This window comes from Candidatus Frankia nodulisporulans (assembly GCF_902806475.1).
Taxonomy (GTDB): domain Bacteria; phylum Actinomycetota; class Actinomycetes; order Frankiales; family Frankiaceae; genus Frankia; species Frankia umida.
The window spans coordinates 1-14,819 of the sequence record NZ_CADCWS010000015.1 but is presented as its reverse complement, the minus strand read 5'-3'; the positions used below and the strand labels follow the sequence as shown (position 1 = coordinate 14,819).

The window sequence follows — 14,819 nt, the reverse complement described above, 5'->3', positions numbered from 1 at the left end:
CCCCACGGCCCCGATCGCCCACCGTGACCTGCATCGCCGTCACCCATCGGGTCCTGGCGTCGGCGTCGCGAGCCGGAACCCGATGGGCGGGCACGGGTGAGGCGACTACCGGGCCGGAGCCCGGCCCGGGCGGCTCACGAGGCCAGCGCGGCGGCCTGGGCGGGGACGGCCGACACCCATCCCCGCCTGCGCAACGCCCCGGTGACGAACGTGACGGCCTGTTCCGGTGCTTCCCGCAGCATCCGCGTGGGCAGGCGGACGACGAGGTGACCCGCGCTGTCATCGACGGTGCAGGGCGGACCGAGGATGGGCACGACCTCGGCCTGGACCGGCCACGGGTCGAAGCAGACGCGCAGCTGCGAGGTCGGCTCGTCGGGTGGGCCGTCGGTCAGGTAGCGGGCTGCTGTTCGAGGCGGCGGAACATCGCCTCGGCCAGCCGGGGCGCGTCGACCTCAAGCGCGTCGAGCGTCTCGGCGATCAGGGTCCGGCGCGTGATGGGGCCACGCCGGGCCAGCGCGTCCCGTAGCCCGCGCAGTGTCACCACCTCCTGGGACACCGCGGCGCCGAGGATCGACACCGCCGCGGCCTGGGAGGGAGCCCACTCGACCATGTCGATGACGGATCGGCTGGGCCTGGTGCGACGGGGCAGCCGCCAGCCGTCGAGATCGGCCTGTTCGAGGCGGGCGCTGTGCCGCACGACGATGCCCGGGGGTGCCGTGATGCGGCGGGCGGTGGGCACCAGGATGGTCACCGGTTCATCGGTGTAGCCGGCCAGCCCGGCCAGTGAAGCCGCCGCGGCGCCGGCCAGCACGCCGTCGCGGCCGACGGCTTCCATCGCCGCCCACAGGGGCTGCATGTCGCCCACCGTGCTCAGCTCGGTGATCAGCACGCCGCGGTAGGGCTGTCGCCAGCGCCCGTCGGCGACGTGCTGGCGGATCTCGGTTCGGGGGACACCGGCGGCGACCGCATCGCGGACTGTGATCACGCCGGCCTGGATGGTGGCGATCTCCTGCCAGGAGAGTCGGCCAGGGTTATGGGCCATGAGTCGACAATGATGGTTGTTCTGCCGTTGATCCAGGGTCTTCTTTTGACTGTGGATAATTTGGCGGCTGGCAAGCCGGGTGCGGCGGCGCCCTGGGTTCAGGGCGAGCTGGGTTCAGGTCGGTGTGCGTGGTGGGTTGATCCGTCGCCGGCCACGGCGCGGTGGTCGCTCGCCGCTGTCATCGGCGGGCCGGGTGACCGGTGCCGCCGAGGGGCCTGGTGGTTCTGGTGGTATCCCACCGGTCGCTGCCCGCCCGCCAGCAGGGCGCGGCTGGGAGATCAGCGGCGAGGTCTCCGGCACCCAGCCGGACGCACCCGAGGTCGCACCCGACGCCACGTCGATGTCGCGTCGTGAAGCGGCTGGCTGGACGGCGAAGTCCGTCGCTCGCGGTGTGAGCAGCTCGGGAGGCACCGGTACGGAGCCGGCCGAGGACCATCCACCCGCTGTCGGCCAGGCCGTGGACTCGACCGCTCGCGCAGGCTCCGCCGGTAGCGCCGCCGGGTCGGGGGAGCGCGCGGCGGTGTCCCGATCGACGGGAGAGACCCCGGGCAGCAACACCGTGCCGGGATTGCAGTCGCCCATGGCGACCCGTCCCGGTCCGTCCACCGCACTGACCAGCAGGAAGGCCGTGGTGGGCAGGGTCTGCACGGTGGTCGGTTCGACCAGGAACTCGTAGACCCGCGCGGAGGTCTCACCGTCGGTCGTCGAGTCGCTGACCGACGTGTTCACGGTGCGCTGCCAGGTGCGTGAACGCGAGGTCGTCACCGACTCCTGCCAGCCGGTGTTCGTCGAGGAGTTCTGCAACCAGGGCAGCAGCCGGGTGCCGTCGTAGGTTCTGGCGGAACCACCGCTGGTCCCGGTGGTGTCGGAGGTGCCGTCCTGGGTGCCGACGCTGTCGCTGTCGCCGGCGGTGAAGCTTCGGCCGACCTGCGCGGTCACCTGCGACAGGACGAACCGGTGGCCGCGGCCGATGAACTCCGCCGCGGTGGTGGCGTCCTTGCCGTTGCCGAGCCGCATGATGATCGTGGAGGCGCCCTGGCTGCCAAGCAGGCGCTCGGTGTCGTCAGCGAGCCGTTCGAACAACAGCACCAGACGCGTGCCGGCTGTCTCGGCCTGGCGGGCAAGCGCCGTCAGTACCGGGCGTCCGAGACCGTCCGCACCGGCGACCACCACGAGGTCGCGCCCCGCCACAGGAAGCTGGATCCGCCGCCGAAGCTGCCGGAGCAGGGCCTGCACGACGAGACGGTCGGCCAGCTCCTTGTGGGCGATCGCCGTGGTCCGGCTCGAGGTCGCGATCACCCGTAACCCACGCACCGGCCACCACGTCGACAGCGCACGTCCCCCGGCCAGGTGCGCCGGCCCCGCACCGAGGGCGCCGGTTCCCGCCACGTCCCAGGCGCTGGGGTCCGTGGCGCCGGCCGGCGCGGGCGGGCACAGCGCCCGCAGCGAGGAACGCAGGTAGCGCAGCTCGTCGGGGATGCGCTCGCCGCGTCCGAAGGCGTTCATGCGCCCGACCAGCTCCATGGCCTGCGCGGGGGAGATCGCCGTCGTGCGCGTGCCGTCCTCGAGCCCCTCGAGCACCCGCAGGCCCTCGGCGAGACGGCTGAACGTCAGATCCTGCCCGAGCACCTCGGTGACCGCGCTGATCAGATCGGCGTGCAGCGCCCGACGGTGCGGATCCGGTTCACGTGTTCCCGTCGGCTCGAAGGCGTCCGCCACGAGCTCACCCGCCTCACGCGGCCCCAGACCGGCGAGCAGCCGCACCTCGTCGAGCTGGCCGGGCAGGTCCCACGACTCGACGGGGCACCGGACCTCACCGGCGAGTCGGGCCAGACCACCGCCCACCGTCCGTTCGCTGAGGTCGACCAGCAGCACACCGGTCCCGCTGGCGAGCAGGGACGCGCCAGCCGTGGCCAACAGGCTGGCCCAGCCGTCGCCGTCGCCACCGAACACGTCCACACGCGGGGTCGAAGCCGGCGCGGTGATCGGATGGAAGGCGCTGCTGGCCGCCCGCCGCCGCCGCTCGGTCCGATCATGGGCCGAGACCTCGGCCTGCCATGCCGCGGTCGCCCTGTCGTGCGCGGCCCGCGCCCTGGTCGTGATCGTCGCGGTGCGCCTGCGTGCCCGGACGAGCCGTAGCTGATGCACCAGGACCGGTAGTCCGGTCAGGACGGCGAGGCCGAATCCGGCCGGTACGAAGAGGATCCCGCCGTCGTGGGCGAGCAGGACGCCGAACGCGACGGGCAGGAGCATCCTGACCCAGAGCAGCCGCAGCGCCCGGTCGCGCCGGTCGGAGATCGCCCGCAGATCGGGCAGCCTCGGCGGTGTGAACACCGGTCGCTGTTCGGCGACTGGGCTCGGTGTGGGCGGGCCGCCATCGACGAACTCCCAGCCCCAGCGTTCAGCCGGCACGAACAGGCCCCGCGCCAGCGTCGCCTGCGCCGCCAGTGTCGCCCTCTCCATCCTCGTCCCCCGACCTGGCTGACCGACTGGCTCTCTGTCACCCGGCTGTCACCCGGCGCTCGGGTCCCTGCCCCGCGCCGCCACGTCGAGCGAGCATCGCTCGGTGGCGTCCGCCGTGCGAGGGCGGCCGAGATCGGGCACCTGGCGTCGTGTGTTGGTCTCTCCCCGTCGACAGTATGGCGCGTAGTGTCCGTTCTGTCGCGCTCCGGCGACCGCGTGCGGGGCGGTGGTCGACGCGCGTGACGACGGCGTCGTCGGATGTGCGCCGGTGTGGTCGTCCGGGCCTGGCCGCTTGGAGAATCACGGGCTGTCGGCGTGGAGAAGGTTGGCGATCTGGTCGACGAGGTCCGCCAGATGCGGGCCGTCGCACGCTTGGCGCACAGCGCGGAGAACGGCGGGTTGGTCCGTCCCGCCACCGATCTTCCGGACCGCCTCGAGCAGGCCGCTGCCGGTGGTGTCGCCGAGGCAGACCTGGTCCGCTCCGTGGGTGTAGACGGTGCTCGTCCGAAGCCAGGAGAGCTGCTCGCCGAGAGTGTCGCCGGTGATGTCCAGGCCGCGGTCGTACCAGGAGTCCGTGAGCGGATGCGGGGGCGCGTTCTCCCCGTCTCGGCCCACCGCCTCACCGAGCGCCACGCGGATGTCCTGCCATCGGTACACCCCGGCGGTGAGCCGCCGCGAGTCGGTCCCGTCCCGGTCGCCGGCATCGGCCGGGCCGGCCAGCTGCCGGCGGAGGGTGGTGTGCAGCGCGTCGGCGAACTCGTCGGGGTCGACGAAGGGCGCCAGCAGCGTGGCACGAGCCGCGACCGCCCGGTCGACGGCGTGCGCGAGCAGGCAGTCGAGGTGGCGTGGTGGCGCCGCCTCGAGCTGAGCCCGCAGCGCCGCGGACAGGCCGAACGGGTCCTCCCGAAGCAGATGGGCGAATCCCATCACCTGGTGCGCGGCGAGCGCCTCCACCCACAGCACGACGAGGGGGTCGTTCGCGGCGAGGGCCGCGGTCTCCGTCTCCCCGAGATCGCAGGGGCGCTCGGTGCGGCACACCGGTCCGCAGCGGGGGCTGCGTCGTGCCGCCAGCGGGACGCTGACATGGCGGGCCTGCCGGGTCGACTCACGCGCGTCGCCCGCGGTCATCCGGGCGAGTACGGGGCGGTCCATACCGTCCATGCTGACGGCCGCGACGCCGGCTGGCAGCGCCACCACGACTTCGGACTGTTCCGGGCGCAGGTTCATCGTCGCCCCGACAGCCTCGCGGTCGTCGGCGGCCGGCAGGCGGTGCATCACCTTCAGCGCGGTGTTCTTGATGACATCCGGCAGGATCTTCGCCGGGATCTGCTCGACGACCACCAGACCTTCGCCGTAGGCGCGGATCTCCGCGAGCAGCGAGGCGAACAGTTCGACGGCGGCCGCCGCCGGACCGTCGGTGACGTTCTTCAGCAGCCGGTGGGCCTCCTCGACGACGAGGACGTGGCGCAGTCCGCCGGCACCGGTGGCCCCGTACCGCACCCGCAGGTGTTCGACAACGCGGATCAGCACGGCTCCGAGCAGGAAGGCCTTGTCCTGGTCGCTGGTGATGTCCTCGAGTTCGAAGACCACGTTGCGGGTGAGCAGGGCGCCGATGTCGAGTGGATGGCCGCCCTCGAAGAAACGGCCCGGGCTGCCCTGGCGCAGGCTGCCGATGCGTACGTCGACGAAGCCGCGGACGTCCGCGGTGACCTCCGCGCCGTAGCCGATGTTCTCCACGGTCCGGGTGGCGGTTCGTTGCAGATCTCCGAGGGTGGGGTAACGCCGGCGCGCGTCGACGAGCGGGTCGGCGCGCGGCCCGCGAACGTGCAGACGCGGGCGGTGCGCGGGTTCGGGCCGGTCCAGGACGAGATTCCAACCCAGATCGACATAACAGGCGGTCAACGCGCGGGCGAGGACCTGGGGAAACGGCTCGTGCGCCTCGAAAGCGGCCAGGAACAACGCCCGGACAAGGTCAAGGTGGCTCTGCAGCGGGAATCCGGCCTCGGGTTCCAGGGGATTGAGCGAGGCGGGTGGCGCGTCCAGCCGGCCCGGCCGGATGACCAGCACCTCGCCGCGTCCACCGCCGCCGGGACGCGCGGGGTCGGTCAGGTCGGCGAGGCGCCCGGCCATCCGCGCGTACTCCGCCTTCGCCGGTTCCAGCACCAGCCAGGGAATGGCGTCCGGCATGCGGGTCAGCGATTCGAGCAGGCCACGCACGGTCTGCGACTTCCCCGAGCCGGTGGCGCCGCAGACGAACGCATGCCGGTTCAGCGTCGTCCGGGTGACACTGAGCGTTCCCGCCGGCGACCAGCCGGCGTCGAGGACATCCCCGAGACGCACCGCGCCCGGCGACCCGGCCGGATCGGCCGGACCGGTGCGGTTCGGGCCCTCCGGGGTGACGTCGAACGTGTGCGGGGTGACCAGGGTGATACCGGGCAGTTCGCGGGCGGGCGGGCGAGCGCGGCGAGCAGTTCGGCGCCGGCGCGGAAGGGGCTGCGCGCGGACGCCGGCGATGCGGGCGGGGTGCGCGCGGCCAGGGCACCCGCCAGTGAACTCACCGGGCCCAGCGGGCGCAGCGTGTAGGGCAGATCGTCAAGGTCGCTGGCGCTGCACAGCAGGGCGGCCACCGAGAACGCGCTGGCTCGGCTGGCCGCGCCGACGAGGATCTCGATATCCCACATGCCGCTGGCGGCCGCCCGGCCGAGTTCCCGATGCCGGTTCTCGGCCCGTTCGAGGTCGAGCCGCGCGCCTTGGTCGTGCTCGCGCATGCGCAGTGCCGGGATGCTGCGGGCGAGGGCGTCCCGTTCGGCGTCGAGGTGTTCCGGCGGGACCGGCCAGGCGACCACCAGCCAGGCGAACGGCCCGGACAGGTGCGCGGCGTAGTCATCGAACGAACCGCGGCGCGGCCCGCCACCGGCGGGTTGCCCGCCACCGCCGCCGGCCGTGTTACCGCCACCCGGTTGACCGCTGGAACCGTTCGCCCACAGCGCGTCGGGTGCGCCGGCGCACCGCAGCCAGTACGGAAGGCGCGCCAGGTTGGCCGCGACCGTCTCGGACGGGACCGGCCGCGCGGTGGCGCCCGGCGGATAGAGCATCGGGACGGGATCGCTGTGCTGGTCCGGGCGCCGGGACGCCGACTGCGGCGCCCCCGACCGATGTACACCGGGTGGGGGAGAACCGGGTGGCGGTGGGAGTCGCGGCAGTCGCTGACCGAGCCGCGCGTCCTCGAGGAGGCCGCGCGGCGGATCGTCCGGTGGCTGCTCGGGGCCCGTCGGTGCGGGGGGCGACGCGAGGACGGCCGCGGTGAGGGCGGCGGTGTCCGGCGGGAAGTACGGTCGGCCGCCGGCGAGGACCTGGATGTGGGTCTCGCCCGGACCGCGCAGCCACGCGAGGGCGAGGCCCGCCCCGGACCGTCCCTCGCCCTCGAGCGCGATCAGCTCGGCATGGGCGCCGACCAGGGCCGCGAACAGGGCGGATGGGACGGGATCGGGCCCGGCGCCCGGGTCCGGGCGGCGCGGGGCGCTGAGGATGCGATGGAACTGGAATCCGTCGAGCACGGTCGTCGAGCCTGCTTCGCTGAGAGCCCCAGGGCGGCAGCCGCCCGAGCACGGATGCGGTGCGTCGCCGTCATTGTTCCATTCGTCGCGTCTCGGCGTGGTTTGGCGCTCTCCTCGCGTGAGGGAGATGTTTCCTTGCGTGATCGAAAGAGCACGGACAGGGATGTGCTCTGCAGTGTCGGTCGAGATGTCGCAGGAGGTCGCGTGACCCGCGAATGTGGGCCGTCTGGACGGGGGCGGAGCCCGGGACCACCCCGAGGCCGCGAAAGCGCTGAACGTATCGTCGGAAGTGGTCCGGGTGAGTCGCACCTGCGCGGCGGAGGGAAGGTCGCCGTGGGCGACCGGGCATGGTCCTCTCGCTGGACCCGCCGCCGCGTAACGCCGCCCAGAGCAGGATGGCGCCCGCCCAGGGCGTGGCCCGGGAACCGGAGACATGGCTGATCACCGCAGGGCAGGGCGTGCCGCGCGATCGGGCGCGCGGGCCGTCCGCGGCCGACCGTCCGTCATCATCCTGGCGGCCATCGGCACGGCCCTCGTCGTCGGTGCCGCGGGTGTCCTGAACCTTGACGACTCCGCGGACGGCTCCACCCGGCCCACATCGGCGTCGGCGCGGCCGATGGGTCCGAACGGGGCGGCGGCACCCGGCCCCGGGACCGTCGTCGGCCACGGCGGGGCGATCCCGGGCATCGGCTCGGTGATGATGGCCAAGGTGCCCCGAGCGGCACTTCAGGCCATCCCGGTCACCGGGATCGATCGTGACGCGAACACCAACAGCGTCCTGCTGTGGCAGCGAGCCAGCACGCGGTCTCCCTGGGTCTCCTTCGGTGCGCCGATGACCGGGCGCAACGGGGCCAACGGGTGGACCGGCGCCCATCACGAGGGTGACCTGCGCAGCCCGATCGGCGTGTTCAGCCTGACGGCGGCCGGTGGTCGGCTCCCGGACCCCGGTTCGGCGCTGCCCTACGAGTACCAGCCGTCCTTCTACCAGACCGCGGCACCGCAGGGCGAGCCACTCGCGGACGCGTTCAACTACGTCGTCGCGATCGACTACAACCGGGTCCCCGGACGCCCGCCCTCGGACCCGGGCCGTCCACTCGGCGACCAGGTGGGTGGGGACATCTGGCTGCACGTCGACCATCAGGCGCCGACCCGCGGCTGCGTCGCGCTCACCCAGGACACGCTGGTCTCGGTCATGCGCTGGCTGTCACCCCGGGCCCATCCGATGATCATTATGGGTGATGTGGCCGATCTCAGCGCCGACGTGTAGCCGCGCTGGTCCGCGGCGGGAGCGTCGGAAACTGTCGGACCCCCGTGGCACGATGACCGCCATGAGACGACAGTCGGAGTCGAGGTGACAGTCGGAGTCGAGGTGACGGCCGCGGTGAGCGGCCGACGCGCGCGGGAACTCCAGCTGCGCGAGCTCGTGCTGCTGCGCCGGGTCCGCGACCGGATCGACCGGGAGTACACCCGGCCGCTCGACGTCGAGGCGCTGGCCCGCGGCGTGTACATGTCCGCCGGGCACCTGAGCCGACAGTTTCGCCTCGCCTACGGTGAGCCGCCCTACTCCTATCTGATGACCCGCCGGATCGAACGGGCCATGGCGCTGCTGCGTCGCGGCGATCTGAGCGTCACCGACGTCTGCTTCGCGGTCGGCTGCTCGTCGCTGGGCAGTTTCAGCAGCCGTTTCACCGATCTTGTCGGGATGGCGCCGACCGCCTACCGGCGCGCGGCCGCGCGTTCGACCCAGGGGCTGCCGGCCTGTGTGGCGAGGCAGGTGAGCAGGCCGGTCCGCGTCCCGGCGGGCAGGTCGGTGCGCAGTCGACCACCAGAGGTGACCGACGATCCGGTCAGAAATGGAGAAGCGCAGGTCACAGAGCCGCAGCTAGCCTGACCGTCATGAGCGGCATCACCATTCACAGCAGCTTTCTCCCGCATCATGACCCGGAGGCGTCGCTGACCTTCTACCGGGACATCCTCGGCTTCGAGGTCCGCGGCGACGTCGGGCACGGCGCGATGCGCTGGATCACGGTCGGCCCGGTCGACCAGCCCGGGACGTCCATCGTGCTGGCCCCGCCGGCGGCCGATCCCGGGGTCACCGAGGACGAGCGGCGCACCATCGCCGAGATGATGGCCAAGGGAACCTACGCCATGATCCTGCTGGCCACCGCGGACCTGGACGGCGTCTTCGACCGGTTGCAGGCCAGCGAGACCGAGATCGTCCAGGAGCCGACCGAGCAGCCCTACGGCGTCCGGGACTGCGCGGTGCGCGACCCCGCCGGCACCCTGATCCGCCTCCAACAGATCCGCTAACTCACCTCGGCAGGGCCATGGCCAGGTGCGCCATGGCCGAGATGGGACACGATGAGCAGGTCCACGTCCACGTCCGCGGTGTCCAAGCCCGTGGCGCCCGTGGTGGCCGATCGGCATGATCTGATCCGGGTGCACGGCGCCCGGGAGAACAACCTGCGCGACATCAGTGTCGAACTGCCCAAGCGGCGGCTCACGGTGTTCACGGGGGTGTCCGGGTCGGGCAAGAGCTCGCTGGTGTTCGCCACGATCGCCGCCGAGTCGCAGCGTCTGATCAACGAGACGTACAGCGCGTTCGTCCAGGGGTTCATGCCGACGTTGTCGCGCCCGGACGTCGACGTCCTCGACGGGCTGACCACCGTGATCACCGTCGACCAGCAGCGGCTGGGCGCCGACCCACGCTCCACCGTCGGGACCGTCACCGACGCGAACGCGATGCTGCGGATTCTGTTCAGCCGGCTCGGGCAGCCCCACATCGGCCCGCCGGGGGCGTTCTCGTTCAACGTGCCGTCCGTGCGGGCCAGCGGCGCGATCACGGTCGCACGGGGCAGCGAGGCGAAGGCCGTCCGCACGACGTTCACCCGCACCGGCGGCATGTGCCCGCGGTGCGAGGGCCGCGGCAACGTGTCCGACCTGGACCTGGCCGCCCTCTACGACGACACGAAATCGCTGAACGAGGGTGCCATCACGATCCCCGGCTACAGCATGGACGGCTGGTTCGTGTCGGATCTTCAACGGCTGCGGCTTCTTCGATCCGGACAAGCCGATTCGCGGGTTCACCAAACGGGAGCTGCACGACCTCCTGCACAGGGAACCCACCAAGATCAAGGTGGACGGGATCAACCTCACCTACGAGGGGCTGATCCCGAAGATCCGCAAGTCGATGCTGGCCAAGGACCGTGAGGCCATGCAGCCCCACATCCGGGCGTTCGTCGACCGGGCGGTCACCTTCACCACCTGCCCGGACTGCGACGGCACCCGGCTGGCCGAGGCGACCCGATCCTCGAAGATCCGTGGGATCTCCATCGCCGACGCCTGCGCGATGCAGATCAGCGACCTCGCCGGCTGGCTCGAGGGCATCGACGAGCCGTCGGTCGCGCCGCTGGTCGCGTCCCTGCGCCATGCCCTGGGCTCGTTCGTGGAGATCGGCCTAGGGTACCTGAGCCTGGACCGGCCCTCGGGCACGCTGTCCGGCGGTGAGGCGCAGCGGGTCAAGATGGTGCGCCACCTCGGCTCGTCGCTCACCGACATCACCTACGTCTTCGACGAGCCCACCACCGGGCTGCACCCGCACGACATCGCCCGGATGAACGATCTGCTGCTGCGCCTGCGGGACAAGGGCAACACGGTGCTCGTCGTCGAGCACAAACCCGAGACGATCGCCATCGCGGACCACATCGTCGATCTCGGCCCCGGCGCCGGCTCCGACGGCGGCACGGTCTGCTTCGAGGGCACCGTCGACGGGCTGCGGGCCGCCGGTACCGTCACCGGCCGGCACGTCGACGACCGCGCCACCCTGCGGGAGACGGTGCGCACGCCGAAGGGGCGGCTGCGGATCCGTGGCGCCGCCACCCACAACCTGCGCGATGTCGACGTCGACATCCCGCTGGGCGTCCTGGTCGTCATCACCGGGGTGGCCGGGTCGGGCAAGAGCTCGCTCGTGCACGGCTCCATCCCGGCGTCCGCCGGGGTCGTCTCGGTGGACCAGAGCGCCATCCGTGGTTCCCGGCGCAGCAACCCCGCCACCTACACCGGTCTGCTCGACCCGATCCGCAAGGCCTTCGCGAAGGCCAACGGGGTGAAACCCGCCCTGTTCAGCGCCAACTCCGAGGGCGCCTGTCCGACCTGCAACGGCGCCGGTGTCATCTACACCGATCTGGCGATGATGGCGGGTGTCGCCTCGACCTGCGAGGACTGCGAGGGCCGCCGGTTCGACGCGTCGGTGCTCGAGTACCACCTGGGCGGTCGGGACATCAGCGAGGTGCTGGCGATGTCGGCCGCCGAGGCCGCCGCGTTCTTCGGCGCGGCCGGTCCCGCCGACGCCCGCACCCCGGCGGCCCGGGTCATCCTCGACCGGCTCGTCGACGTCGGCCTCGGGTACCTGCGGATCGGCCAGCCGCTGACGACGCTGTCCGGCGGTGAGCGTCAGCGGCTGCGCCTGGCCACCCACCTGGGCGAACGCGGCGGCGTCTACGTCCTGGACGAGCCGACCACCGGCCTGCACCTGGCCGATGTCGCGCAACTGCTCGCCCTGCTCGACCGGCTCGTCGACGCCGGCAAGTCGGTGATCGTCGTCGAGCATCACCAGGCCGTCATGGCCCACGCCGACTGGATCATCGATCTCGGTCCCGGCGCGGGCCATGACGGCGGCCGGATCGTCTTCGAAGGGACGCCCGCCGACCTCGTCGCCGCCCGGACGACGCTGACCGCCCAACACCTCGCCGCCTACATCGACGCCTGACCGCCAGCCGTCAGCCGTCAGCCGTCAGCGGTGAGGCGTCAGCGGTCGGCCGTCCGGGTCAGGACTTGTGCTGCTCGGCGTGGCCACCGAACTGCTTGCGCATCGCGGACAGGAGCTTGTCGGCGAACAGGCCCTCGCCGCGGGAGCTGAAGCGCTCGTAGAGCGAGGCGGTCAGCACGTGGGCGGGCACGCCCTCGTCGACGGCGGCGAGCACCGTCCAGCGGCCTTCGCCGGAGTCGGAGACCCGGCCGGAGAACTCGGTGAGTTCCGGGTCCTCGACGAGGGCGGTGGCGGTGAGGTCGAGCAGCCACGAGGCCACGACGCTGCCGCGCCGCCAGACCTCGGAGATCGCGGCGGTGTCCAGGTCGTACTGGTAGTACTCCGGGTTCGCCAGTGGTGTGGTCTCGGCGTTGTGCTCGGCGATCTCGTGGCCGATGTTGGCCTTGTCGAGGATGGCGAGGCCCTCGGCGAACGCGGCCATCATGCCGTACTCGATGCCGTTGTGGACCATCTTGACGAAGTGGCCGGCGCCGGCGGGGCCGCAGTGCAGGTAGCCCTTCTCCGGCTGGGTCGGCTCGCCGGTACGGCCGGGGGTGCGCGGCACGTCGCCGACGCCGGGGGCGATCGTCTCGAACAGCGGCTCGAGTCCGGCGACGACGTCGGTCTCACCGCCGATCATCAGACAGAAGCCGCGCTCGAGGCCGAACACGCCGCCGGAGGTGCCGACGTCCACGTAGTGCAGGCCGCGCCCGGCGAGCTCCTTCGCCCGGTGGATGTCGTCGCGGTAGTAGGAGTTGCCACCGTCGATGATGATGTCACCGGGGGCGAACAGTTCGGCCACCTTGGCCACGGTCTCGCCGGTCAGGCCCGCCGGCACCATGATCCACGCGGCGCGTGGTGGGCGCAGGGCCTCGGCGAACTCGGCGAGGGTCCGGGCCCCCGTGGCGCCTTCGGCCTCGAGAGCCTTGATGGCGTCGGCGTTCACGTCGTAGACCACGCATTCGTGGCCGTCGCGGATCAGGCGGCGCACCAGGTTCGCACCCATTCGGCCGAGTCCGACCATCCCGAGCTGCATCTCGTCTCCCGCTCGTCTCGTTCTCGGTGGTCCGCTCCCGGTGACACGCCATGGCGTGCGGTCCCGTCGACGGGGATCGCGACGACATGGGGCAACCGGACCGGACCATGCTTCGGCTTGTCTTGCCATTGTTCCCTTGACACCACGGGTCTCCCGATCGCGGTCGGCGTGGCGTCCGATCGGGCGGAGTGCTTCTCGTCACCGTCGCACCTTTCGTACCGCTCCCATCGCCGGTGGGCCGGCCCCGCCTCGCCGCCGGGCGTCGCCGTTCACGGATCAGCACGGTCGGCCCGCGTACGGTACGGACCCGACCGTGCCAGAGCACGCGGCCGAGACGGGGGTAGCGGCCGCGGCGAGGGTAGTAGCCGTGTCGAATGGTCACGGCCAGGTGGCCATGGTCATCCTGGCGGGACGAGGTAACGGCCGGACGTCGGCTGGATGGACGTCGGCCGACGGCAGCCTGGGAGGCGCCCATGGACGGGACCAGCACCGACGGCGCGGGTGTGGACGTGATCGTGCTCGGCGCCGGGCCGGCGGGGGAGAACGTCGCGGGACGGTGCGCGCGGGCGGGGCTCGCGGTGGCGATCGTCGAGCGGGAACTCGTCGGCGGCGAGTGCAGCTACTGGGGGTGCATCCCCAGCAAGACCCTGCTGCGCCCGGGGGAGGTGCTCGCGGCGGCCCGTCGGGTACCGGGCGCGGCCGCGGCGGTCACCGGGCAGCTGGATGTGGCGGCCGTCCTCGCCCGCCGCGACGAGCTGGTGAGCGACTACCACGACGACGGCCAGGTTCCGTGGCTGACCGAGCGCGGCGTCGAGCTGGTGCGGGGCACGGGCCGCCTGACCGGCCGGCCACGTGAGGTGCGGGTGTCCCTGGCCGACGGTGGGCAACGGCTGCTGGTGGCGTCGCGAGCGGTGGTGCTGGCCACGGGAACGCGGGCGACCATCCCGCCGGTGCCGGGACTGGCGGAGGCCGAACCGTGGGACAACCGGTCGGCGACCGGCGCCCGGCATGTGCCGCGCAGCCTGGTCGTCCTCGGTGGCGGGGCGGTCGGAGCCGAGCTGGCGCAGGCGTTTCGACGGCTGGGCAGCGAGTCGGTCACCGTCGTGGAGGGAGCGCCGCGGCTGCTGGCCCGCGAGGAGGAGTTCGTCGGCGACGAGGTACGGGCGGCGTTCGAGGCCGAGGGCATCACCGTGCTGGTCGACACCCGGGCGACGGCGGTGCACCGCCCGCCGGCACACCGGGTCGACCAGCGCCGTCCGCAGGTGTCCGTCCAGGTCACCGGTCCGGCGGGGGTGGTGCGGGAACTGGTCGTGGACGAGATCCTGGTGGCGGCGGGGCGTACCCCGGCGACGGACGACCTCGGCCTCGAGACGATCGGGTCGCGTCCCGGCGGGTTCGTCGAGGTGGACGAACACCTGCGGGCCCGGGCGGTCCCCGAGGGGTGGCTGTACGCCGTCGGCGACGTCTGCGGCCGGGCGTTGCTCACCCATATGGGCAAGTACCAGGCCCGCATCGCCGCGGACGTCATCGTCGGACGCCACGACAGCGTCGGACGGCCCGCCCGCGACCATTCCGACGGGCGGGCGGTGCCACGGGTGACCTTCACCGATCCGCAGGTGGCGGCGGTGGGACTGACCGAACGGGCGGCGCGCGAGGCGGGGCTCGCGGTGCGCACGGTTCGTGTCCCGACCGGCGGGGTGGCGGGCGCGTCGGTGCGGGGGACGGGTGCGGTCGGCACGTCGATGCTGGTCATCGAGGAGGACCGACGGGTGGTGGTCGGGGCGACGTTCACCGGCGCCGACACCCAGGAACTGCTGCACGCGGCAACCATCGCCATTGTCGGCGAGGTGTCACTGGATCGGCTCTGGCACGCGGTGCCGGCATTTCCGACGGTCAGCGAGGTGTGGCTGAGAC

General features: G+C 72.4%; 10 protein-coding genes and 1 pseudogene. 5 read left to right on the top strand and 6 right to left on the bottom strand.

The annotated features are described in order from the left end of the window. Positions 1 to 134 precede the first annotated feature (134 nt). From G6R24_RS21830 to G6R24_RS23580, 5 genes are all read right to left on the bottom strand, one after another. A complete protein-coding gene (locus tag G6R24_RS21830; RefSeq protein ID WP_225438063.1) occupies positions 135 to 314 on the bottom strand; it encodes a hypothetical protein in 180 nt (59 codons plus the stop codon). 74 nt (positions 315 to 388) lie between these two features. After that, the gene (locus G6R24_RS03305) at positions 389 to 1,042 is read right to left on the bottom strand and encodes a type IV toxin-antitoxin system AbiEi family antitoxin domain-containing protein (protein WP_225438062.1); all 654 of its coding nucleotides are present in this window, start codon (positions 1,040 to 1,042) and stop codon (positions 389 to 391) included. A 114-nt stretch (positions 1,043 to 1,156) separates the two neighbouring features. Beyond that, on the bottom strand, positions 1,157 to 3,505 hold the full coding sequence (locus tag G6R24_RS03300; protein WP_175084442.1) for a hypothetical protein: 2,349 nt from the start codon (positions 3,503 to 3,505) through the stop codon (positions 1,157 to 1,159). Between the two features lie 300 nt (positions 3,506 to 3,805). Then, positions 3,806 to 5,845 carry an ATP-binding protein gene (locus tag G6R24_RS23585; RefSeq protein ID WP_338083892.1) on the bottom strand — a complete coding sequence of 680 codons (2,040 nt, stop codon included), beginning with the start codon at positions 5,843 to 5,845 and terminating at the stop codon, positions 3,806 to 3,808. After that, on the bottom strand, positions 5,773 to 7,062 hold the full coding sequence (locus tag G6R24_RS23580; RefSeq protein WP_338083893.1) for a hypothetical protein: 1,290 nt from the start codon (positions 7,060 to 7,062) through the stop codon (positions 5,773 to 5,775). The genes G6R24_RS23585 and G6R24_RS23580 overlap by 73 nt, the downstream gene beginning before the upstream one ends. A 433-nt stretch (positions 7,063 to 7,495) precedes the next feature. On the opposite strand from G6R24_RS23580, the gene G6R24_RS03290 reads away from it, so the two are divergent. The 4 genes and pseudogenes from G6R24_RS03290 (at position 7,496) to G6R24_RS03275 (ending at position 11,830) form a co-directional block, all read left to right on the top strand. Next, entirely contained in the window at positions 7,496 to 8,329 is an 834-nt protein-coding gene (locus G6R24_RS03290; RefSeq protein WP_192029087.1) for a hypothetical protein, read from the top strand. Positions 8,330 to 8,413: 84 nt separating this feature from the next. Beyond that, on the top strand, positions 8,414 to 8,953 hold the full coding sequence (locus G6R24_RS03285; RefSeq protein WP_225438061.1) for a helix-turn-helix transcriptional regulator: 540 nt from the start codon (positions 8,414 to 8,416) through the stop codon (positions 8,951 to 8,953). Positions 8,954 to 8,958: 5 nt separating this feature from the next. Then, a complete protein-coding gene (locus G6R24_RS03280; protein WP_163547687.1) occupies positions 8,959 to 9,372 on the top strand; it encodes a VOC family protein in 414 nt (137 codons plus the stop codon). A gap of 51 nt (positions 9,373 to 9,423) precedes the next feature. Beyond that, positions 9,424 to 11,830, top strand: a pseudogene (locus G6R24_RS03275) (ATP-binding cassette domain-containing protein). A 58-nt stretch (positions 11,831 to 11,888) separates the two neighbouring features. Here the strand turns inward: G6R24_RS03275 and gnd are convergent. Then, on the bottom strand, positions 11,889 to 12,905 hold the full coding sequence (gene gnd, locus G6R24_RS03270; protein ID WP_163547686.1) for a phosphogluconate dehydrogenase (NAD(+)-dependent, decarboxylating): 1,017 nt from the start codon (positions 12,903 to 12,905) through the stop codon (positions 11,889 to 11,891). Positions 12,906 to 13,378: 473 nt separating this feature from the next. Here gnd and G6R24_RS03265 point away from each other — a divergent pair. Further along, a partial coding sequence (locus G6R24_RS03265; RefSeq protein ID WP_163547685.1) for a dihydrolipoyl dehydrogenase family protein occupies positions 13,379 to 14,819 on the top strand: 1,441 nt, incomplete at its 3' end.